This window comes from Paenibacillus gorillae, from assembly GCF_000513275.1.
GTDB classification, from domain to species: Bacteria; Bacillota; Bacilli; order Paenibacillales; family Paenibacillaceae; genus Pristimantibacillus; species Pristimantibacillus gorillae.
Genome location: NZ_CBVJ010000073.1, coordinates 1 through 19,732 on the forward strand (window position 1 = coordinate 1; position 19,732 = coordinate 19,732).

General features: G+C 47.9%; 19 protein-coding genes and 1 pseudogene. 7 read left to right on the top strand and 13 right to left on the bottom strand.

From position 1 onward, the window contains the following. Nucleotides 1–222 precede the first annotated feature (222 nt). A complete protein-coding gene (locus TY10_RS12130; protein WP_042163715.1) occupies nt 223–840 on the bottom strand; it encodes a TetR/AcrR family transcriptional regulator in 618 nt (205 codons plus the stop codon). Nucleotides 841–1,050: 210 nt separating this feature from the next. Between TY10_RS12130 and TY10_RS12135 the strand changes: the two genes are divergently transcribed. Next, the gene (locus tag TY10_RS12135) at nt 1,051–2,187 is read left to right on the top strand and encodes an MFS transporter (RefSeq protein ID WP_081735245.1); all 1,137 of its coding nucleotides are present in this window, start codon (nt 1,051–1,053) and stop codon (nt 2,185–2,187) included. Between the two features lie 78 nt (nt 2,188–2,265). Here the strand turns inward: TY10_RS12135 and TY10_RS12140 are convergent, their stop codons facing one another. The 8 genes from TY10_RS12140 to TY10_RS12175 form a co-directional block, all read right to left on the bottom strand. Beyond that, nucleotides 2,266–2,745: a DUF6530 family protein gene (locus tag TY10_RS12140; RefSeq protein WP_042163719.1), complete on the bottom strand. Its 480-nt coding sequence runs from the start codon at nt 2,743–2,745 to the stop codon at nt 2,266–2,268. Nucleotides 2,746–2,927: 182 nt separating this feature from the next. Next, nucleotides 2,928–3,296: a GIY-YIG nuclease family protein gene (locus TY10_RS12145; protein WP_042163722.1), complete on the bottom strand. Its 369-nt coding sequence runs from the start codon at nt 3,294–3,296 to the stop codon at nt 2,928–2,930. A gap of 43 nt (nt 3,297–3,339) precedes the next feature. Then, on the bottom strand, nt 3,340–4,401 hold the full coding sequence (locus TY10_RS30410) for a vWA domain-containing protein (protein ID WP_238327568.1): 1,062 nt from the start codon (nt 4,399–4,401) through the stop codon (nt 3,340–3,342). A gap of 35 nt (nt 4,402–4,436) precedes the next feature. Beyond that, complete coding sequence (locus TY10_RS30415) at nt 4,437–5,555, bottom strand: AAA family ATPase (RefSeq protein ID WP_042163724.1); 1,119 nt, start codon at nt 5,553–5,555, stop codon at nt 4,437–4,439. Nucleotides 5,556–5,573: 18 nt separating this feature from the next. Continuing rightward, nucleotides 5,574–6,782, bottom strand: a complete 1,209-nt coding sequence (locus tag TY10_RS12160) for an MFS transporter (protein ID WP_042163727.1) — start codon at nt 6,780–6,782, stop codon at nt 5,574–5,576. 2 nt (nt 6,783–6,784) lie between these two features. Next, a complete protein-coding gene (locus tag TY10_RS12165; protein WP_042163729.1) occupies nt 6,785–7,264 on the bottom strand; it encodes a DUF6530 family protein in 480 nt (159 codons plus the stop codon). 277 nt (nt 7,265–7,541) lie between these two features. After that, nucleotides 7,542–8,630 carry an AbrB family transcriptional regulator gene (locus TY10_RS12170; protein WP_042163781.1) on the bottom strand — a complete coding sequence of 363 codons (1,089 nt, stop codon included), beginning with the start codon at nt 8,628–8,630 and terminating at the stop codon, nt 7,542–7,544. A 38-nt stretch (nt 8,631–8,668) separates the two neighbouring features. Beyond that, a complete protein-coding gene (locus tag TY10_RS12175) occupies nt 8,669–9,409 on the bottom strand; it encodes an MBL fold metallo-hydrolase (protein WP_238327569.1) in 741 nt (246 codons plus the stop codon). Nucleotides 9,410–9,552: 143 nt separating this feature from the next. Between TY10_RS12175 and TY10_RS12180 the strand changes: the two genes are divergently transcribed. Further along, on the top strand, nt 9,553–10,461 hold the full coding sequence (locus TY10_RS12180) for a TetR/AcrR family transcriptional regulator (protein WP_042163731.1): 909 nt from the start codon (nt 9,553–9,555) through the stop codon (nt 10,459–10,461). Between the two features lie 1,146 nt (nt 10,462–11,607). On the opposite strand, the gene TY10_RS12185 is transcribed toward TY10_RS12180, so the two are convergent. Together TY10_RS12185 and TY10_RS12190 are read right to left on the bottom strand one after the other, a co-directional pair. Next, on the bottom strand, nt 11,608–13,362 hold the full coding sequence (locus TY10_RS12185) for a sensor histidine kinase (protein ID WP_042163733.1): 1,755 nt from the start codon (nt 13,360–13,362) through the stop codon (nt 11,608–11,610). 34 nt (nt 13,363–13,396) lie between these two features. Then, nucleotides 13,397–14,071: a tetratricopeptide repeat protein gene (locus TY10_RS12190; protein ID WP_042163734.1), complete on the bottom strand. Its 675-nt coding sequence runs from the start codon at nt 14,069–14,071 to the stop codon at nt 13,397–13,399. Between the two features lie 216 nt (nt 14,072–14,287). On the opposite strand from TY10_RS12190, the pseudogene TY10_RS12195 reads away from it, so the two are divergent. The 5 genes and pseudogenes from TY10_RS12195 to TY10_RS12215 form a co-directional block, all read left to right on the top strand. After that, nucleotides 14,288–15,832 (top strand): annotated as a pseudogene (locus tag TY10_RS12195) (catalase); the annotation flags it as partial. Between the two features lie 198 nt (nt 15,833–16,030). Continuing rightward, the gene (locus TY10_RS12200) at nt 16,031–16,594 is read left to right on the top strand and encodes a PRD domain-containing protein (RefSeq protein ID WP_052350520.1); all 564 of its coding nucleotides are present in this window, start codon (nt 16,031–16,033) and stop codon (nt 16,592–16,594) included. 53 nt (nt 16,595–16,647) lie between these two features. Beyond that, nucleotides 16,648–17,157, top strand: coding sequence for a PTS sugar transporter subunit IIA (locus TY10_RS12205; protein WP_042163737.1), 510 nt, complete (start codon nt 16,648–16,650; stop codon nt 17,155–17,157). A 36-nt stretch (nt 17,158–17,193) separates the two neighbouring features. Then, nucleotides 17,194–18,642 (top strand): N-acetylglucosamine-specific PTS transporter subunit IIBC, encoded by a 1,449-nt coding sequence (gene nagE / locus TY10_RS12210; protein WP_042163739.1) that lies wholly within the window; start codon nt 17,194–17,196, stop codon nt 18,640–18,642. 34 nt (nt 18,643–18,676) lie between these two features. After that, nucleotides 18,677–18,952 (top strand): HPr family phosphocarrier protein, encoded by a 276-nt coding sequence (locus TY10_RS12215; RefSeq protein WP_042163740.1) that lies wholly within the window; start codon nt 18,677–18,679, stop codon nt 18,950–18,952. Nucleotides 18,953–19,043: 91 nt separating this feature from the next. On the opposite strand, the gene TY10_RS12220 is transcribed toward TY10_RS12215, so the two are convergent. Together TY10_RS12220 and TY10_RS12225 are read right to left on the bottom strand one after the other, a co-directional pair. Beyond that, complete coding sequence (locus tag TY10_RS12220; protein WP_042163741.1) at nt 19,044–19,427, bottom strand: retropepsin-like aspartic protease; 384 nt, start codon at nt 19,425–19,427, stop codon at nt 19,044–19,046. Further along, nucleotides 19,424–19,672: a hypothetical protein gene (locus tag TY10_RS12225; RefSeq protein WP_042163742.1), complete on the bottom strand. Its 249-nt coding sequence runs from the start codon at nt 19,670–19,672 to the stop codon at nt 19,424–19,426. Before TY10_RS12225 ends, TY10_RS12220 begins: the two co-directional genes overlap by 4 nt. Nucleotides 19,673–19,732 lie beyond the last annotated feature (60 nt).

Genomic DNA, 19,732 nt, shown 5'->3' on the forward strand with positions numbered 1-19,732 from the left:
ATTTTGAACGCTGTTTTGGGCCGTTTGAGTCTCATCAGCCTGCACTTTTGCATTTTGTTGCTCATTTCGAATGGGAATGGGGGCGATTTTCGCAGACAGACAGCCTAGAAAAAACGCAAATGCCCCTTCGTTTCGCGAAAACGGAGGGGCATTCTTATAGTTAACTGTATTTCGTTTTTTATATACCTATATTTTCCAATCACCCTTCGATTAACTAGCCCCTTAGCTCCCCGTCCTTCCGGACAGTCCATCCCAAACACTCATTAACTGCGTAATAGCAGCCTCTATTGTCGCAATCGGCACACCATCCCTGGCTTGTGAAGAAATCCCCCGGAGAAAGGTGTCAAACAAAGTAACCAGCATAGCGACATCCGTTGAAGCGGGCAAATCTCCATTTGCAACAGCTCGTCCTATACAATCCCTCTGCCAGCCCTTAACCTTCTCCCGTTCCTGGAATAACAGCTCTTGGATGTGTTTAAGCTCTGGGGAACAATTTATCGCGGACAAGGTGACCAGACAACCTAGAGGATGGGATGCCTCTGTCTGCATCCTTGCAGATCTCCGTAATCCCTCCTCGATCGCTGCTCTCGGTCTCAAGCTGCTGTCTCTAAAACTTTCAGATACCTGTCCATGTGTTGAAATATATACATCCACTGCTTCTCGGAACAATGCTTCCTTAGATTCGAACGCGGCGTAAAAGCTCGCTGCTGAAATATTCCCCATCGCAGAGCGCAGCTGAGCAAGGGATGTGGACTCAAAACCGTGCTCCCAAAAAAGAAGCATGGCAGCAACAATCGCCTCATCTCGATTGAAGGCACGAGGGCGTCCTGTTCTTGGCATAAAATGTCCCCCTTTCATTACTTATATACTAATCGTTCCAAAAGTCCTTGACAAGGTTTATCATTGAATTTAACATATAGAATGATCGATCCACAAATAGACTCATACTAAGGAGGAATTACTTTGTCTCAATTTCCATCATCAAAAAGTGGGGCTCAATTGGACAACAACGCTGCAAGACTCCCTTGGCTCGCATTGCTCGCACTTGCGATGACAGGATTTATTTGTATCTTTACAGAAACGATACCGGCTGGTTTACTGCCGCATCTCGCGGATGGTCTAAACATTAGTAAAGGAATGGCTGGTCAGCTTGTAACTGCTTATGCGGCTGGTTCCATCGTGGCAGCCATTCCATTTGCCATATTTACTGGGAGCTTTAGACGCCGTCCGCTTCTGCTCGCCATCATAATAGGCTTTCTCATTTTCAATTCAATTACGGCATTGTCACACAGCTATCTCCTCACAATGATAGCCCGGTTTTTTGCCGGTGTGTCCGCCGGAGCTGCATGGGGGATGATCGCCGGTTATGCAAGACGAATGGTTCCCGATATTCTAAGAGGGCGGGCTTTGGCTGTCGCCATGGTAGGAACGCCTCTCGCTCTTACATTCGGTGTACCTGCTGGCACCCTGCTCGGCGACTTGATTGGCTGGCGCCTCGTTTTTGGACTGATGTCTATTCTGACTATTGGTCTCATTGCATGGGTATTGTGGAAGGTGCCGGATTATCCAGGACAACCAGCCGGTAAAAGATTGACAATCGGCCAGGTGCTGGTTTTGCCCGGCGTTCGACCAATACTTATGGTCGTGCTGACATGGATGCTGGCACATAACATTTTATATACGTATATTGCACCATTTCTTGAACCTTTAGGACTCGGTGGGCGCGTGGATCTTATCCTTCTGGTCTTTGGCCTAGTCGCTCTTGTCTCAATCTGGATCGTTGGTCTGCTTATTGACCGTTACCTGCGCTTGCTCATATTGGTCAGTCTTCTTGGTTTCCTGCTGGTATCCCTTGCATTATGGACAGGCGTCTCATCAGCTGTCTTCGTTTATGCGGCTGTTGCTTTCTGGGGACTTACCTTTGGCGGCGCTGCCACATTATTGCAAACAGCACTCGCTGAAGCAAGCGGTGAAGAAGGCGTGGATATCGTGATGCCGATTAATACTACGGTTTGGAATCTGGCTATCGCTGGTGGAGGGATTGTTGGCGGCAGTCTGCTTGAATCGGTTGGCGTTCAGTCATTCCCAGGCATGCTTGTGATATTACTTCTTATTTCGTTGATAATAGCGTGGGGTGCGAAAAAACACGGCTTCCGCAGTAAACAACAAACGCTGCAAGATTCCTGATTCACGGACCAAATAAAGAACCCGCCAGGCGCCCTGTAAAAGCAAGGCGTCTAGCGGGTTTCCAATAGCAAGGCTGAATTAATAGCCCATATCCTTCAATATTTTCGATAACGTGCGAAGGCGTTCGCCGATCATTTCATCGTCGTCGCTCAAAGCTTGGCTGAACAGCTTAATATCTTCATTAATTCTATCATTGTCTGTACAGATCGACACGTTCATCGCGTCCCCTTGCAGACCAACCCGGTCAATGACGGGCTGCTCCGGGTCATACAAATGCTCATACCGGTAAGCCTCGCGGAAATGCTCCAGGGACCGGCAAATGAGAATAGACAAATCAAGCACACGATGGAGCGGCAGCTCCTCGGATTGCCTGGACCATTTTTCTCCGGTATATCTCCATACTTTAGCCGAAATGTCGACCTTTCCTCTATCATTCCACTGAGCTAAACCCAGGGATAGACCTTTGGCGTCCGTGTTACCGGCCAAGCGGCCGTCAACGTTCTCATAATTTTCCGATACGACCACTGGTTTATGCTTTAACGTCGTAGGTATTTTCATCTATACCCCTCTTTCCTCTAACCCGTGTATGTACTACATTGTACTAAATTACTAAACGACGGTTTCATCTTATCTTGGATTGCAGCGGTAGTCAATCTGCAGATGATACAGGGACATAACGATTACAGGAAAAACAAACGACGAAACCCGCCAATTTCTCAATTGACGGGTTTATACCAACCTTAATTTATTTCTTTAAGCGGCTTATTATAGCCTCTGTCTCCGAAGGGCTGCAGCTTCTGGAACCAAGGCTTCAAAATCTGCTTCATTTCCCAGCGGATATCCGTTATCTTCTCGGCATCCTTCTGCTCCAGCACCTCGTATTCGAACGCATCGGCTCCGCCAAACTCCTTCCACTCCTTCTGCAGCTCAGCATTTGCGAATTTCCCCATATCCAGCTGCATCTGCAGCGTGAACCATTTGTTCTTCAAGTTGGGATAACTGTCGATATAGATTTTGCCGTTCACTTTGTTCTTAATCTGAGCGACGCCCATATAGACCTTGATCTTCTTGTACTCCTCGACTAGTTCCCTTCTCTTATTCTTATCCATATCGTTTCTCTCCTTATTGTGGCTGATGAATAGTTATTGAACGTTACAAATACCGGGCGATAATCCGAACCAGCTTGGCAGGCAGCTCCTGTAAGTTTGTAATGTCCAAAAAACGCTCATCGCCATAGATTTCACTAATGACATCCTTATCTTGACCGATTGCAGCAGCCAGAAAGGTAACACCCTTCCGCTCATATTCTTCAATGGTTTGCTGCATGTCGGTAACAGCATAGCTTCCCGTATAGTTATCCATTGCTTTGGGCTGTCCGTCACTGATACTAATAAGCAGCTTAGTCTGCTGAGAGGATGCCGCTAACCGTTCCGCCATAATTCGAAGCGCCATTCCATCCCGGTTGTTGCTTCTAGCTTGAATCCCCATCAGCCTGAACCGGTCGCCGGCATCCGGTCTCTCATAGTCTGTATAAGCAAAGATCGACATTTGCTCCAGCCTGGAGACATCCGCCGTATCACCATTGATCAGAATTGGAATCTGACAAATTTGGCAAAATTCATAGACCGCGATAACGGCTCGCTTAGCTGCTTCCAATCTACCGAATGCAGACATCGATGCGGATTCATCAACCCTTAGACCAACTATTAGAGAAGGAGATTCCGTTGGAGGACGTTTTTTGGCAAAATATCTATAGTCCCTATAAGCAACACTGTCTGCTTGAAACTTGCTGCCGTAATAACGATTCCTCGTAAAATCGGAAGAAACCTCATGCTCCAGGAGTGGAAGAGTCTTTTTGGCGATTTCCCTCACGACAGGCATGAGCCCTTTGCTTAGACTGGCATATTCCTGTTGATGGCCTTCATCGTATGCAGGGCGGTGTACGATAAGCTTCACTTTATCATGAATAGTGCCGGATACGATCTCCCTAGCGTTACGATTCAGCTGCTTGCGGAACTCGCGTTCTTGCTGCTTAGCATCCTCTAGCATCGGTTCGGGATTGGCCTGATGATAGCGGGGAGATCCGTTCTCCCCCGTATCCGAGCTTTCCATATCAGTAAAGTCTTCTTCAGATACTTGGGAAGAGCTTTCCTCACTATCCGCTGATTTTTTCAATGATACCCCTTTTTCCTCTTCAAGGCTGTCATTGTCCAAATCTCCGGCGTCTATCTCCCCCTCAATCTTGATTTCTAGGGCATCGTTATTTTTTCGTTTTTTTTTACTTCGTTCACAACGCCCTCTAGACTAGCGATCAAACCATGTTTTTCTAATGCTTCCTCCAAAATTTTAATTTCCTCTGGATCGGTTGTGATCTTGTAGATGACCTTATGATACAGTGATTCTTTCGCTGAGGCTCCGCCGGCAACCGCATCGGTCCAGTAGAACAGCGAACGCATTCCCGCCACGCCTTTGATCGCATTAGCCCGGGCTGCCTGATCCAATACCATTATACTTTCAGCTAAAATGCTCAGCACTTCCTCGTCCGCATAGCCTGTCTTGGACATTGCACGTTCCATCATCGTTTCTTTGGCAGGCAGATCCATCTTCTCCGAATGCTGAACTCTGTCGCGCAGCGCTTCGTTAAGCGGCCGGGCCCCCGCATAGCTGCGGTTTGTTGTAATGACTGCGATGAAATCCTGATGTCTGCGTATCATTTCAGTCGGAAGATTGATGCTGCCGTCCAGCTCCAAAGCAGAGTTTAACGCCATGAGCACCGCAGCATCCCGAATAACATTAGGCTCTTGAATTTCCAGCAGATAGCCTTGCTGATACGCTCTGACAATCTCCGACGGGTAAAACCGGTACTCGACTGCTTCGCCATCCGTATACTCCGACGCGTGCTTCAGCAGTTGCTTCATCTTTAAGCCCGCTTGCTCCTGAGTCATCCCGAGCACATTCATCAAAATTTCAGTTGCGCTTTGAAAGCCGTCGCTTTCATACAGAGCCTTCATAACAGCTTGCTCCGCAGGCTCCAGCTTCTCCAATTGCTCGGACGAAATAACAGGCAGAATTGCACCAATAATATCCGATTTATCCATATCGGCAAAACAGGTCACTTTCGTATACGGCAGCCCGAAGTTTGCCGATAATGCTTTTGCGAGCTGTGTTTTGCCGGAGCCAGCATCCCCTTCCAGCAAAATATTGGCGATTTTCATCTCCCCGCGATGCCAATTGCGCTTTACTTCTTTGCTAATGCGCTGCTCTTCTTCGCTAACTTTATGAGAAGCAGGCTTTTGCCATATCAGCTTCTTTTCCGCTTCGGTCAGTTGTCTCGCAGGTGACAGCTCATATTGCTCATATGCAGTCATTTTCCACTTCCCCTTCTGTCATGATGCTTGACTACTTTCTGCTTTTCTTCTTTTCTCAACAATAATAGGAAGCAGTAAAATCGCACCGGCAATCGTCAAACAACCGCTCACCATATAGACCGACATTAAGGAAAAGGATTCTTTCAAATAGCCAGTAATGAACATGCCGGTCACCATCATCCCCATAAACGCAGGCATAATTGCTCCCGATACCCGGCCAATAAAGGCAGCTTCCGTATTGCGTACAAGCAGTGTCTGAATGCCGCCTTGTACGAAAGGATAGACCAGACCGCTGATTACCAGCAGCGTTATCGTCAGCCAGATCAACGATGAAGCGCCAATTCCTATCGTACAGACAGCTGTAATGATTAAACCGATCATGAGCAGCAGCTGCGGCTTCACCTTTTTCGCAATCCCCATAATGACAGCTCCGCCAACCAGCATCGCTGCGCCATTGGCCATTACGAGCCACTGCAGAAATTGTTTATCCTGTCCCAGCTTCTCGATAACAAGGAAGATCTGAAGGGGCTGTATCAAACCGGAAGCTAATCCGACAGCCGCGAAAGTCATCGTTAACGTTTTTAAAGATTTGTTGGAGCCGATATACCGCAGCCCGTCCGTCAATTCCTTCATGAAGTTTCCTGAAGCGCTGGACTTTGTCTCCTCTGCATCTCGCGGAAGCGTTGAGAGGATAACCGATGAGCCAATGAACAGAATAGCGGTCAGAATCAAACATACGTTAATGCCAAATCGGATGAAAATAAAGGTGCCGACAACCGGACCGAGCACCGTAAAGACAGCGACGATCGTCTGGGACATCGCCATCACGCCTTGCAGCTGCTCGCCGGGCACATGCCGTTTGTACAGCTTCATAGCTGATGGCTGAGAAAATTGCGACAAACTCGCGGAAATAAACGATCCGACTAGAAGGGCGATCCATCCCCCGTTCATAACGGTAAGCAATACGGCCATAACGGATAAGGATGACAACAAGTCACTCCATACCATCGTCCGCTTCGGCCGCCATCTGTCGGCAAAGGTGCCGCCAATTAAGCCGAAAATAAAGATCGGAGCGAACTCCGCAACCGAAATTAGCGATACATATACCGAATTGTTATTCGTTAACTCGGTCACATACAGAAGGACGGAATAATTCCGGATCCAGATGCCCAATTGCAGCAGCACCCGGGAAAAAATAATCGTTCGAACATAACGATTGGAAAACATCACTAATACCCCATATCCTGTAAAATTTTTGATAATGCCCGCAAACGCTCGCCGATCATTTCATCATCGTCGCTTAGCGCTTGACTAAACAGCTTAATATCTTCATTAATTTTCTCATTGTCCGTGCATATCGCTACGCTCATCGCGTCCCCTTGCAGGCCGATCCGGTCAATGACGGGCTGCTGCGGATCATACAAATGCTCATAGCGATACGCTTCGCTGAAATGCTCCAGTGAGCGGCAAATGAGAATGGACAAATCCAGCACGCGATGGAGCGGCAGCTCTTCCGATTGCCTGGACCACTTTTCACCCGTGTATCTCCATACCTTAGCCGATATATCGATCTTCCCTCTATCGTTCCACTGGGCGAGTCCCAGAGACAGCCCTTTCGCATCCGTATTTCGGGCCATTCGGCCATCAACCTTCTCGTAATTTTCCGATACGACAACAGGCTTATGTTTTAATGCAGCTGGAATTTTCATCTTTCTCCTCTTTCCTTTTACTAATTTACTAAGTTACTTATTTACTAAATTACTGCTTAATCGTATATTGGATTTTAGCGTTCGTCAAGTGGCTTCCGCTAATTTACATTTTGAACGTTGGCAGCTCCGAAGAAAATCTGCCCCCTTCGACTGCATAGAAAAAAGGCCCATGCGTATTCGCACAGGCCCTTTTCAGCAACTAAATTACCGCAAACACTAAAAAGGCGCTGCCCTGTGAGGAGCAGCACCTTTCGATTTTAATGATATGAGAATCGCTTTAATTTGGCTTTTCCTTTTCCTTCAATACGGATCGGAAGATCAGTCTAAGCAGAGGCGGCACCGCGAAAAAGATAAAAAACGTCCGGAACAACTGATAACTCGTTATAACCGATAAATCCCCGTTCACTTCCTTCGCAATGAATGCCATTTGATCCATGCCGCCAGGAGAAAGGCTCAGAAATGACGTGGCGATCGTAATGTCATGCAACTGAGTGAGCAGCAGCGAAAGAAGGATCGAGCATCCGATTAACGCGACTCCGTTCAGCAGTGCGAGCAGCACGATTTTAACCTTATGCTTCAAATTTTCCGGCTTCAACAGCAGTCCGATATAACTGCCCATCATTAATTGCGAAAGCTCAAGCACAATCGGCGGCAAGGAATGACCCTCGTACCCGGACAAATTCAACAGAATGGTTCCGACCATCGGGCCTAGCAAAAACGCTGTCGGGAACTTGATTTTCTGGCCGATGACAGCCAAAAGTATACATACCGCTGCGAACAACCAGATGTGCGGGAACAACGCTGCAAATCCCGAAGTTGCTGCTGCGTCTGCTATTACTGTCCCGTGACTGACCGTCAAATGAAACAATGGACTAAAGATCAGCAGCGGTACGATGAACATAATCATAATTAGCCGGGATACTTGCAGGAAGGTAACAACTGTCAGATCGATACTCTTCATTTCTTCTGCCAGAACGACCATCTGACTAAGTCCGCCGGGAATGCTTCCCATAAGAATGGTCGGATAAGGAATGCCCGAGATCCTCGACACGAGAAACGCAATGCCTCCAGCACACACAAGCAGCAAAGCTGTAAATAGAATCATTGTCGGCAGCTGCCGCCCAATTTCAACGAAAGTCGACGCGGTGAACGACAATCCTAATGTGTACCCGATAATAATCATACCGGTATTGCGGATTTGTACAGGCCAATAAAATGAAATTCCCCTCCACAATTTGGAGCCGATCAGGACAAATACCATAGATCCCAACAGCCAGGGAATCGGCATATGAATCAGTTGAAAAAAGAAGCCTCCAAGAACAGCAATAGCGCAGGTCACCAAAAACCGGATCCATTTATTTTCCATCCAAGCTACGCTTTGCGGTGCATGCCCGGTACTGTCCATTACAGACTCTCGATCAATTCGCCAATGGCTTGAGCGTCACCTTGGAACAAGCCTCCATGATAGCAGATGACGTTTTCGATCGAATAAGCCTTTAATTTACGGAGTGAAGCAAGTGCCGTCTCCATATCCGGTGTCACGGGTGGATTAGGCCCTTGAAGCTTCCCGTTCACAACGACCATAGCATCTCCGGCAATCAGCGTTTTGCTAGGCTCATGATACAAGCAAATATGGCCCGGCGTATGACCAGGCGTATGGATAACAGTAATTCCGCCGCCGAAAGGCAGTTTATCCCCGTCCGCCAGCGAGCGAGTTACATTTTTAACGTTGCCCGAAAAGGTCGTTTCAAATCTAGAAGCAAGGTCCTGCGGCAGAGAAGCGATCAATCCTCTCTTGAACTCTTCGCTTAATTTGATCATTGGTGTTAAGCCGTCAATATAGGGCTGGTCAACCTCATGAGCATACACATCTGCCGCTTCGTCCTTAAACTCCGGCAGGCCGCCCACATGATCTAAATCCTGGTGGGTCAAAATAATGGAATGGGGAGCCGACGGATCGATGTCTGCTTGAATCATTTGCTCCCTAATGAGTCCGTAGCTGCCTGGTATGCCGGTATCGACCAGTACATAACCGTTCCCGTCCCGAATTACCGTCGGGTGAATAACCATTGTGCGCTCGCCCAGTTGAAGGGTAACCTCCAACATTTCAATGTATGAGTTAATTTTCATGCTGCGCCAAAGCATAATGCTCTGGCTCACCTCCTGAATCGATATGATGATAAATACCGAAAAACCAATAAGTTCATTATATGACTCATGAGTTTTTACGTCAATTCCTTTATTGACCATCCGATTCGGACATGTCAGAATGTTTACAGGTGATCTCAATGGAACAATTGAAAAGACGGCAAATTGTCGATACTGCTATGCACATTTTTAAAGAAAAAGGATATTTCTCCGCCTCCATGCAAGACATCGCAGAAGCTTGCGGCATGGCGAAAGCAAGTATATACAAAGTATTTCCTTCAAAAGAGGACTTGTTTACCGGAATCTTCGTCGAGGTTCACAGAACCTTATTCGAGGAGGCCGCTGCGCTTGACCGTACGCTCAGACTAGAAGGGCATCCGCCCAAAGAAACTTTGCGCCGTAAAATTGCGTTCCAGCTGCAATTCATGCTCGAGAACTACTTTTTCACAAGCGAATTTAAAAATTTGCCCATCGTAGACAACGAAAATTTTGTTATAGAATGGCGTAAAAAACGAGCGACGCTGCTTACTATGCACTATGACTACTTGAATGGAACATATGGCGAGCCCATACTCCCCTATCTTGGCGATACGGTAGCTATCTTCCGCGGTATGATGAGAGAATATTTATCGCATACAGTTCAAGCTGTAATTACGATTCCAATGTCAGACTTAGCGGGATTTATTGCGGACCGGATAGATGTCATCATCCGCGATTTGATCGCCAGCGGAGCAACACCTGTGCTCAACGCATCAAGCGCTTATTTCAACGATATTAACCCGTTGGACGCGGATACGAAGCAGGCAAACCTTGGAGAGTTTCTGGCGTTTTTTGCTGGCAAAATCCGCGAGCTGCCTCAGCCCGACCGCATTCGAGAGGAGCAGCTCGAAGTAATTGCTTTGCTCCAGCGAGAGCTTGAGCAACCTGAGCCGAACTGCACCCTCGTGCGAGTATACCTTACTTTCCTCGACGCCGTCGGCGATTTAAGGCCCTATGTCCACCAGCTCAGCTTCATGCTGAATCGAATGGGTATGCTGTCGGACAGATGAAAAAGGGGAACACGCAGCGAAATTCACTTCGCTACGTGTTCCCCTTTTTGGCGCTCCGCCATCCCGTCGCCGTTTGCAGCGAAGCACGTTCGCTATTGAGCGAAACTAGCTTCGCTAATTGGCCTATCTCTGGCATTCTGGCATTCTGGCATTCTGGCATTCTGGCATTCTGGCATTCTGGCATTCTGGCGCTCTACCACCTAACTAACCGTTACAACGAACCACATTCGCTATTGAGCGAAGCTCGCTTCGCTGTAGACTAACTTTTTCATGCTCAGCCACCTCTTAGCGAAGCTAGCTTCGCTACTCATGAACCTTAGTTCTCGGTTTGCGAAATTCTCTTCGTTATTTCACAAAATGAGGCGTCCCGCCTTCCTTTTTGCGAAATTGGGTTCGCTCATTAACGAACCTGCTTCGCTAATGAGCCTGTCTCTGGCATTTCTGGCGCTCTACCACCCAACTAACCGTTACAACGAAGCACATTCGTTATTTAGCGAAGCTCGCTTCGCTGTATACTAACTTTTTCATACCCCGCCACCTCTTTGCGAAGCTACCTTCGCTACTCATGAACCTTAGTTCTCGGATTGCGAAATTTACTTCGCTATTTCACAAAATGATGCGTCCCAACGTCCTTGTTGCGAAATTGGGTTCGCTCTTTTGCGAACCTGCTTCGCTAATTGGCCTGTCTCTGGCATTTCAGGCGTTCTACCGCCCAACCAATCGTTGCAACGAAGCACATTCGCTATTGAGCGAAGTCTTCTTCGCTGTAGACTAACTTTTTCATGCCCCGCCACCTCTTTGCGAAGCTGGCTTCGCTACTCATGAACCTTAGTTCTCGGTTTGCGAAAATCGCTTCGCTATTTCACAAAATGAGGCGTCCCGCCTTCCTTTTTGCGAAATTAGGTTCGCTCATTAGCGAACCTGCTTCGCTAATGAATAAATGCAGCTAGTTAGTTAAATTATTGAGCTACTTAGTTACAATAGGCAGTTAACCAACGCACTTCAACTTTTTAGCTGCTATCTGCCATCCCCAGACATGGCCAACGAATGGCAACCCTGCATCACCAATCCCAATTCCACCGCCAGCCACATCTACGCAAACAACAAAAAAAACCTGCCGCTCATCTGCGGCAGGTCCTATTAACGCTATAGCGGAATGCGAATAACGAACGTAATGCGCTCCATCTCGGTTGCGTACACTTGAATCGTCCCTTTGTACTTGTCTACGATCGATTTTACAATGTATAAGCCAAGACCTTGATGATGGTCATCATCTTTCGTCGAGAACCCGGCTTCGAACAATGGACTTTCGGATACTGTCGAAGCATCCTTGCATGTGTTGCTGATCTTGAACTCCAGATGCCCGTCGGCCTGATTGGCGATCAGCTCCACTTCCCGGCGCTGCTCCCCATAGCCAAGCACCTCGTCAAACGCATTATCAATGAGGTTGCCCAGCATCCGGTTCATATCGAGCGTCTTGATGCCCATCTCCAGCCTGTTCAAACCGTTAAAGGTACAAGCAAACTCAATTCGGTAGCTTTCCGCTTGCGAAATTTTGGAGCGGATCAACGCCGCGATTGCCGGATTTCCGATATTGATAATATCGTTCATCAGCCGGATCTCGCCGGTGAGCTCCTTCGTGTAGGCAATCAGCTCTTTGGATTTGTTCAGCTCCGCCAGCGAATGAATCGTCTGAACGTGATTTAGGAAATCATGGCGCTGAGCCCGAATCGCCTGGAACATCGAATTAATCTCATCGACGTAAGTTTGCTGCGCCACCTGCACCGCTTTTTCCCGCGACTGACGATAGTAGTTCATTGCAATGGCTGCGATCGCCAGACTTAATCCCGTTACAACGATAATAATAAGGCCAATATTAATAAACTGCGAATCGAGCTTATTTTGAATGATTTGATAGTCAGACACCAGCGTCAGCACATAGCTGTTAATGGGATTTCCATTCTCATCTACGATGTTAATGCCCTTGTCTTCTGCGAAAACAGGAATATACATCTTCATCACATGCTGCCCGCTAATGTGCTCGTTTGCCGTTATGATTTTGCCCGACTTATAGGCTTTGGCTACATTAGCATCATCTTGACTTAGCTTATACTCGTAGGCTCCGTACATAATCGGCTTCTGCAAAATATGTTCCTGCAATTCGCCATCTTCATTAACAGTCTCGAATGGCCCTTTGCTGAATGTAGTCGGGTTGATAACCGTTACTTCCAGCAGCGATTCGCTGTTAGCAAGCGATTTGTCGATCATCGAATTGACGCCGGTCAGATTCTCATAATCCGCAAGCATCGTATAGCTGACATAAGGGTCGATAATATAGTTGGTCGATCCATCATGATAGTAGCCCCATTTGTAAATACTGCTTGGATCGGAAGAAGCTACCTCGTACGGACCGCTCCAGAAATTCGGCAGCGTTTGCCCAAGCCATTTGATGCTTACATTCTTATCGTCAAACAATTGGTTGAAGGCGATATACCAAGGATCCCATGTCTTAGTCCCTTTCCCCAGCTGCTCATTCGGATCAGACGATTTATACATAATGATGTTGTCTTCAGTTCGCTTCAGCAGCGTTATATGTTCGACCGCCAGTTTTTTGCTCAACTCGCGGAGCTCTTCGTTCGTCACTTTCTCTACGTCGGGATCCAGCGCATATTGAGCGGCAATGGCAACGGACCGCAGCTCCCGGCCGATCTGCTCCTGAAACTTCTCCGCGCCCAAACGGGATTGCTCTACGGACAGCTCGATCTGTTTGGCTACAGCCTGCATCTCATGATTCATCGCCGTTTCAAGCGACCGTTTCGTCAGAAAATAATAGGCTGTATTATTTAATAAGATGATAACTACGATGATGCTTATCGCCATAAACCATATATTGCGCTGCATGAAGAGCTCCTTCTCTAATGTATATATTTTCCCCTCAGCCAGCTATCCGTTTGATGAGCAACCGAATTGCCCATTTTCTCTCGGTCCGTTTTTTATAACGCGGCAAAGCACGATATACGCGCAGCCCTTCCTCGATCGCTTCAGCCGTATCCTGCTTTCGGTCCATAAGCTTATATATCGCAGCAAGCCGTTCGAAGGCTTCGCATGAGGAGGATTGAATGTCCTGAAACGAGGCAATATAAGCGAGTGCTTTCTCTCTATTATTTTTGGAATAGTAGGAAGCAAGCCGCAAATAAGGGGCTCCGTATTTCACTCTGGGGTTAATCTCCAACGCCTTATGAATAGCGGCTTCGCCGCGTTCCAATTGTCCCAGCTCCAGGCAGCATAAGCCAAGATCATCCCAGTACTCTGCGGAATCCTCCAGCATTCTCTCCATCGGCTCAAGCATCTCCAGCGCCTCACGATATTTCTTTTTCTCTATTAAAATGCGTGCTGCTTCCTGCTTCGAGGAAGTGTCGTTCGGAGCCAGCGCAATATGACGTTTCAGCTTCCGTAACTGGCTCGATCGGCGCAGCGGCTTCATAAAGCTGGGAGTCAGCCCCACAAACCGGCGGTCAAGCGCATACAAAATAACGAGCAGCACGATAATGGCTATGAATGGATTCCCTGTCAGCCAGGTTAAAAAAACGAAAAGCAGTACTTTAGACATCGATCCGTATTCCCCCTACTTAGATAAGGACACCTGAAAAAAACTATGTAAATCTTAATTAATAATAGCATACTGGCACGTTTGTGAGAATAATGAATGCTCCCTCCTGCTCATAAAATAAATGGTTTCGTGGAATATTACGGAAGTATTTCATCCTGAATTTGAAAATGGAGGAGGAACTTCTCGATAATGTCAACGAATCACCAAGATGATAAAGAACAAACGCTAACGAACCGTCAAGGCCACCCGATATCTGACAATCAGAACATGAGAACGGTTGGCAGCCGAGGCCCCGCAACGCTGGAAAACTATCATTTCATTGAAAAAATTACGCATTTCGACCGGGAACGTGTACCGGAGCGCGTCGTTCATGCCAGAGGAGCCGGCGCTCACGGCTATTTCGAAGCCTATGGCACCTACGGCGACGAGCCGATCAGCAAGTACACCAGAGCCAAGCTGTTTCAGCAAAAGGGGCAGCGGACACCAGTTTTCGTCCGCTTCTCCAGCGTTGTTCATGGCGGACACTCCCCAGAAACGCTGCGCGATCCCCGCGGTTTTGCCACCAAATTTTACACCGAGGACGGCAACTGGGATCTGGTCGGCAACAACCTGAAAATCTTTTTCATCCGGGATGCTATAAAATTTCCCGACATGATCCATGCGTTCAAGCCAGATCCGGTAACAAACGTACAGGACATGGAGCGCTTCTTCGACTTCGTATCCAATACGCCGGAAGCGACACACATGATTACCTTCCTGTTCTCCCCATGGGGGATTCCCGCCAATTACCGGCAAATGCAGGGCTCCGGCGTCAATACATACAAGTGGGTCAATGCCGAAGGCCAGGCGGTGCTGGTCAAATACCACTGGGAGCCGATGCAAGGAATCCGTAATCTGACGCAGCATGAAGCGGAACAAATTCAAGGCAAAAACTTCAATCACGCTACACAAGATTTGTATGAAGCGATTGAGCGCGGCGACTTTCCTGCTTGGGAGCTTACCGTTCAGATCATGGAGGATGGCGAGCATCCCGAGCTTGATTTCGATCCGCTCGACGATACGAAGCTATGGGACCCGGACAAGTTCCCCATGGTGCCTGTTGGTAAAATGGTGCTGGACCAGAATCCGACCAATTACTTCGCCGAGGTGGAACAAGCCGCGTTCGGCACGGGCGTTCTCGTAGACGGCCTGGATTTTTCCGATGATAAAATGCTGCAGGGGCGTACCCTCTCCTACTCGGATACGCAGCGCTATCGCGTAGGCAGCAACTACTTGCAGCTGCCTATCAATGCGCCGAGAAAGAACGTCGCTACCAATCAGCGCGACGGCCAGATGGCTTTCTACGTCGATATTGCGCCGGGTCAAAACCCGCACATCAATTATGAGCCGTCTTCGCTGAACGGATTGCGGGAGGCTGAACCAGACGGCAAACCCCATCAGCCATCCTACAATGCCAGTCTAGTGAAGCAAACAATCGAAAGAACGAATGATTTCGGCCAGGCCGGCGATACGTTCCGGAAATTCGAGCCATGGGAACGCGAGGAGCTGATCCGTAATTTGGGCGAGGCACTGGCTACCTGCAGCCCGATCATTCAGCAAGCGATGATTGCCAATTGCACACAAGCTGATACGGAATATGGACGACTTGTTGCAGAGGCAATCAAACAAACAGAGTCACTGTCCAGTCATGAAGGCACGCCAGCGGCCCGTGAAGGGATGGAGCTGTCCGAGGAGCTAGGCCAACGAACGGACGGCTACTAACCTTTTCCTTGACGAAGCAGCCTTACGTTACTATCATTGAAGGTATCCAGCCTATGATAACGGCGTGTTACTTCAATGTGAACTTGAAGGCATGAGCCAAGAACAGAGCGGCCGGCCGGCACTGCCGGTACGGTTCTCTTTTCTTGGCTCTTTTTGTCGGAATTTGGTATTCTATTACTGAACAGGGGGGATCGCATCATGGCAGGTGCTTTTCGGATAGAACGTGTCATTGGCAACAATGTTCTATTGACGATTGACAGTCAGACAGAGAGAGAATATGTACTCGTTGGCAAGGGCCTCGGATTCACAGCAAAAAGCGGTATGCTGATCGATGGTAAGGATCCAAAAATAGAGAAAAAGTTCCGTCTTGACGATACCGAGCAAGTTCAGCATTTCCAGTCTCTGCTTGAGGATATCGATCCCGCCATTATCCGGATTACGGAGCAGACTGTTCAGCAGATCAAACAGCGGACCGGATCGGCCGTCAGTCCTAAGGTGTACTTCGCCCTGCCAAGCCATATCCAGTTTGCCGTGTTTCGGCTGAGAAACGGTATGGACATCGTTAATCCCCTGTTAAATGAAACAAAAAGAAGCTTTCCTATTGAATTTGAAATCGCCAGCCAATTAGCTGAATGGATCAATGAACAGTTTCAAGTAGATATTCCGGAAGACGAAATCGGCTTTTTAACCTTTCATATCTATTCCGCTATTTACAATGTTCCTGTTGGACAATTGGTCAAGCAGGCCGAGCAAAATTCATGAGAGCGGTATCATCATAGAATCGACATCCGGGGAGCAAGGAGGAACCACTGGGCATGCTAACCAAGTTTTTTAGAAAAAAAGGAGCGGACACAGACGCGGTGGACATCCGTTCGCCGCTGACAGGGTCTGTCATCCCGCTCGCAAATGTTCCTGATGAAGCCTTCGCAGGCATGCATATGGGAGCAGGAATTGCTATTATGCCTGCCGACGGCAAGCTCATTGCTCCATTTGACGGTACGGTTGCTCATTTGATCTATACGCATCATGCGATCGTGATCGAGCATCCATCCGGGCTGCAGCTTCTGATTCACTTAGGAATTAACACCGTTGCCTTGAATGGGGAATGCTTCAGCGTCCACGTTCAAACCGGCGATGCTTTCCTTGAGGGGCAAACGCTCATCGAATTCGATTCAGCAGCGATCTCTGCCGCAGGCTTCTCAATCGTTTGTCCAATCGTTATCGCGAACGAAGAGGAAGTTAAGCAGCTCGACATCGTAGTGGAATCTCAAGATTATGTGACGGCAGGCAGGGACAGCCTCCTAAGCGCCGTAATGAACATATAGACGGAATAAAACGAGCGGCTCAAGGAGAGGATTATGATGCTCGCTTTTTTGCAAAAGATCGGCAAGTCTTTAATGCTGCCTGTTGCCGCTCTGCCAGCTGCGGCTCTGCTTCAGCGCTTTGGCAAAATCGACTATGTGAAAGACTTTGGAATGGCGGATACCGGCAAATGGCTGAATCAGTATGTTGCACCTTTCCTTGAAGCTGGCGGATCCGCGATTTTCGACCATTTGCCGCTTATTTTTGCTGTTGGCATTGCAATCGGCTTGGCGGGCGATGCCGTTGCAGCTCTAGCTGCCGTTATCGCCTACCAGGTAATGGTAACTGTGCAGGCTAAAGTGCCTCTTGTATTCAGCGAAATTATCGATGCCGATACTGAGCTCAACATGGGGGTGATGGGCGGCATCATCGCCGGCTTTATCGCCTCATATTTGTACAACCGCTTTCATCGCATTCGGCTGCCCGACTGGCTTGGTTTTTTCAGCGGCAAACGATTCGTTCCCATTATCACTTCTCTCGTCATGGTCGTAGTCGCCATTGTGCTTGGCCTCGTGTGGGGACCGGTGCAAAATGGCTTTGACACCATGGGCAACCATGTCGTTGCACTCAATGGTATCGGCGCTTTTATATTTGGCGTAGCGAATCGGCTGCTGATTCCGTTTGGACTTCACCATGTGCTCAATTCCATAGCCTGGTTCCAGATCGGCAGCTTTACAGATGAGACAGGCCGGATCGTCAACGGCGATCTATGGCGTTTTTTTGCCGGAGACAAGACGGCCGGCATGTTTATGACAGGCTTTTTCCCCATTATGATGTTTGCTCTTCCAGCGGGAGCGCTCGCTATCATCCATACCGCCAAGCCTGCCAAGCGGAAAATGATTGCATCCGTCTTTATCGGTACCGCCTTCGCTTCCTTTCTGACCGGCATTACCGAACCGCTTGAATTTGCTTTTATGTTCACCGCTCCCGTCCTATATGGCCTTCACGCCCTTATGATGGGGCTCTCCGGTTATATTATGATGGAGCTTGGCGTCAAGCATGGCTTTGGCTTCTCTGCAGGCTTTATCGACTATGTCATCAATTTTCAATTAGCGACGAAACCGCTGCTGATTATTCCTGTCGGGCTGGCTTTTGCCGTCGTTTACTACTTTCTGTTTCGGTTCGCTATTCTTAAGTTCAATCTCCGAACGCCTGGACGTGAGGATGACGATATTGCCGATGTCGCCCCTGCTGATGGAACCGCACCCGAAACGGACAGCGAGCTTGACCGTATTATGGCTGCCTTGGGCGGAGCGTCCAACATTACCGGCATCGATGCTTGCATCACCCGGCTGCGTCTTGTCGTCACCAATGAAAAAACCGTCGATGATAAGCAGTTAAAGTCCCTTGGAGCAGCAGGCGTTATCCGGCTTGGCGGAGGTGCTGTTCAAATTGTGTTCGGCACCCGCTCGGAGACGATAAAAGATGATATTATGAAGCTGCTTTAGCGATGAGCCAGCTTTAGGGAAAGGAGCGGAAATCATGCAACATGACTACTTGATCCGAAATCCGCTGGGCATACATGCAAGACCAGCCCGAAGAATTGTTGAAGCGGCAAAAGGCTACCCTTGCTCCATTTCACTTGTGAAAGAGGGGCGAAGCTTTAATGCCAGAAGCCTCGTGCATATTCTCTCCATAGGGGCCAAATTTGGTGATACCATTACTGTTATAGCGGACGGTGACCAGGCGGATGAGGCCGTGGCTGCTATCGGCTCGCTGCTTGTTAAGGTCGAGAATTTGACGGATAGGGAGCGTTAGATGAAAAGCAAATTTATTAAAAAAGACAGCCTGAACGTTTAGGCTGTCTTTCGCATTATGATAATTATAAAAATTAAATGGGTTTTAACCGTCAGCCGGAACTAGCATTGTAAAGCTCAAGTTTATCCATATCCACAATAAATCCATTCGGTTTTAGAACATCAAGCCCCAGCAATCCGATATGTGACTTTGGGAGTATACCGACATCTATCTCTACTTGCTCTGCCTTGAAATGACCAATTTGAATATAGTCCATCACTTTCGTATAAAAAGAAACGGTTCCACCTATGCCATATGCCTCGTAAACAGGGTCTCCATTTTCATATGAAACTCCAATCTCTTCCAAAGCATCAGGGCTGAAAACAGTATGCGAAGAACCGGTATCGATAATAATATGTGGAATTTGTAATGTTTTTCCGCGAAAACAAAGAGTGATTGCCGTTGTCAAGAGCTGCCCGTCATCATTTATCTTCATGATTGACGCCTCACCCTCATTAACGGGTCCTTACGCAAATGAATGACACAATTCTCATTGGAAGTATGATAAACAATGCTTCCTGGCTCAGCGTTAAAAAATGCCTTATTCGCTTCTTGCTGTGGAATCGCTCTTATCGGCGCAACTTCCGTTATAATTTTTTGATCATCTAGCACGTTGTAATCAAGGATAGAAAACAATACAAATTGATCGGGAAACAACTCTCTGACTTGCTGCCATTTCATCGTTAGCCCCCCCACTGATATTATGTTTTTATTTTAACATAATGTTTATTACAAAATGGG

Bases quoted from the DNA above. Each gene is read 5' to 3' on its own strand.
- TY10_RS12160 (WP_042163727.1), bottom strand. From the start codon at position 6,782: ATGTTTTCCAATCGTTATGTTCGAACGATTATTTTTTCCCGGGTGCTG.
- TY10_RS12175 (WP_238327569.1), bottom strand. From the start codon at position 9,409: ATGCTTTGGCGCAGCATGAAAATTAACTCATACATTGAAATGTTGGAG.
- TY10_RS12200 (WP_052350520.1), top strand. From the start codon at position 16,031: ATGGCAGGTGCTTTTCGGATAGAACGTGTCATTGGCAACAATGTTCTA.
- TY10_RS12185 (WP_042163733.1), bottom strand. From the start codon at position 13,362: ATGCAGCGCAATATATGGTTTATGGCGATAAGCATCATCGTAGTTATC.
- TY10_RS12190 (WP_042163734.1), bottom strand. From the start codon at position 14,071: ATGTCTAAAGTACTGCTTTTCGTTTTTTTAACCTGGCTGACAGGGAAT.
- TY10_RS12130 (WP_042163715.1), bottom strand. From the start codon at position 840: ATGCCAAGAACAGGACGCCCTCGTGCCTTCAATCGAGATGAGGCGATT.
- TY10_RS12225 (WP_042163742.1), bottom strand. From the start codon at position 19,672: ATGAAATGGCAGCAAGTCAGAGAGTTGTTTCCCGATCAATTTGTATTG.
- TY10_RS12215 (WP_042163740.1), top strand. From the start codon at position 18,677: ATGCAACATGACTACTTGATCCGAAATCCGCTGGGCATACATGCAAGA.
- TY10_RS12220 (WP_042163741.1), bottom strand. From the start codon at position 19,427: ATGAAGATAAATGATGACGGGCAGCTCTTGACAACGGCAATCACTCTT.
- TY10_RS12135 (WP_081735245.1), top strand. From the start codon at position 1,051: ATGACAGGATTTATTTGTATCTTTACAGAAACGATACCGGCTGGTTTA.
- nagE (WP_042163739.1), top strand. From the start codon at position 17,194: ATGCTCGCTTTTTTGCAAAAGATCGGCAAGTCTTTAATGCTGCCTGTT.
- TY10_RS12145 (WP_042163722.1), bottom strand. From the start codon at position 3,296: ATGGATAAGAATAAGAGAAGGGAACTAGTCGAGGAGTACAAGAAGATC.
- TY10_RS12165 (WP_042163729.1), bottom strand. From the start codon at position 7,264: ATGAAAATTCCAGCTGCATTAAAACATAAGCCTGTTGTCGTATCGGAA.
- TY10_RS12140 (WP_042163719.1), bottom strand. From the start codon at position 2,745: ATGAAAATACCTACGACGTTAAAGCATAAACCAGTGGTCGTATCGGAA.
- TY10_RS12170 (WP_042163781.1), bottom strand. From the start codon at position 8,630: ATGGAAAATAAATGGATCCGGTTTTTGGTGACCTGCGCTATTGCTGTT.
- TY10_RS30415 (WP_042163724.1), bottom strand. From the start codon at position 5,555: ATGACTGCATATGAGCAATATGAGCTGTCACCTGCGAGACAACTGACC.
- TY10_RS12180 (WP_042163731.1), top strand. From the start codon at position 9,553: ATGGAACAATTGAAAAGACGGCAAATTGTCGATACTGCTATGCACATT.
- TY10_RS12205 (WP_042163737.1), top strand. From the start codon at position 16,648: ATGCTAACCAAGTTTTTTAGAAAAAAAGGAGCGGACACAGACGCGGTG.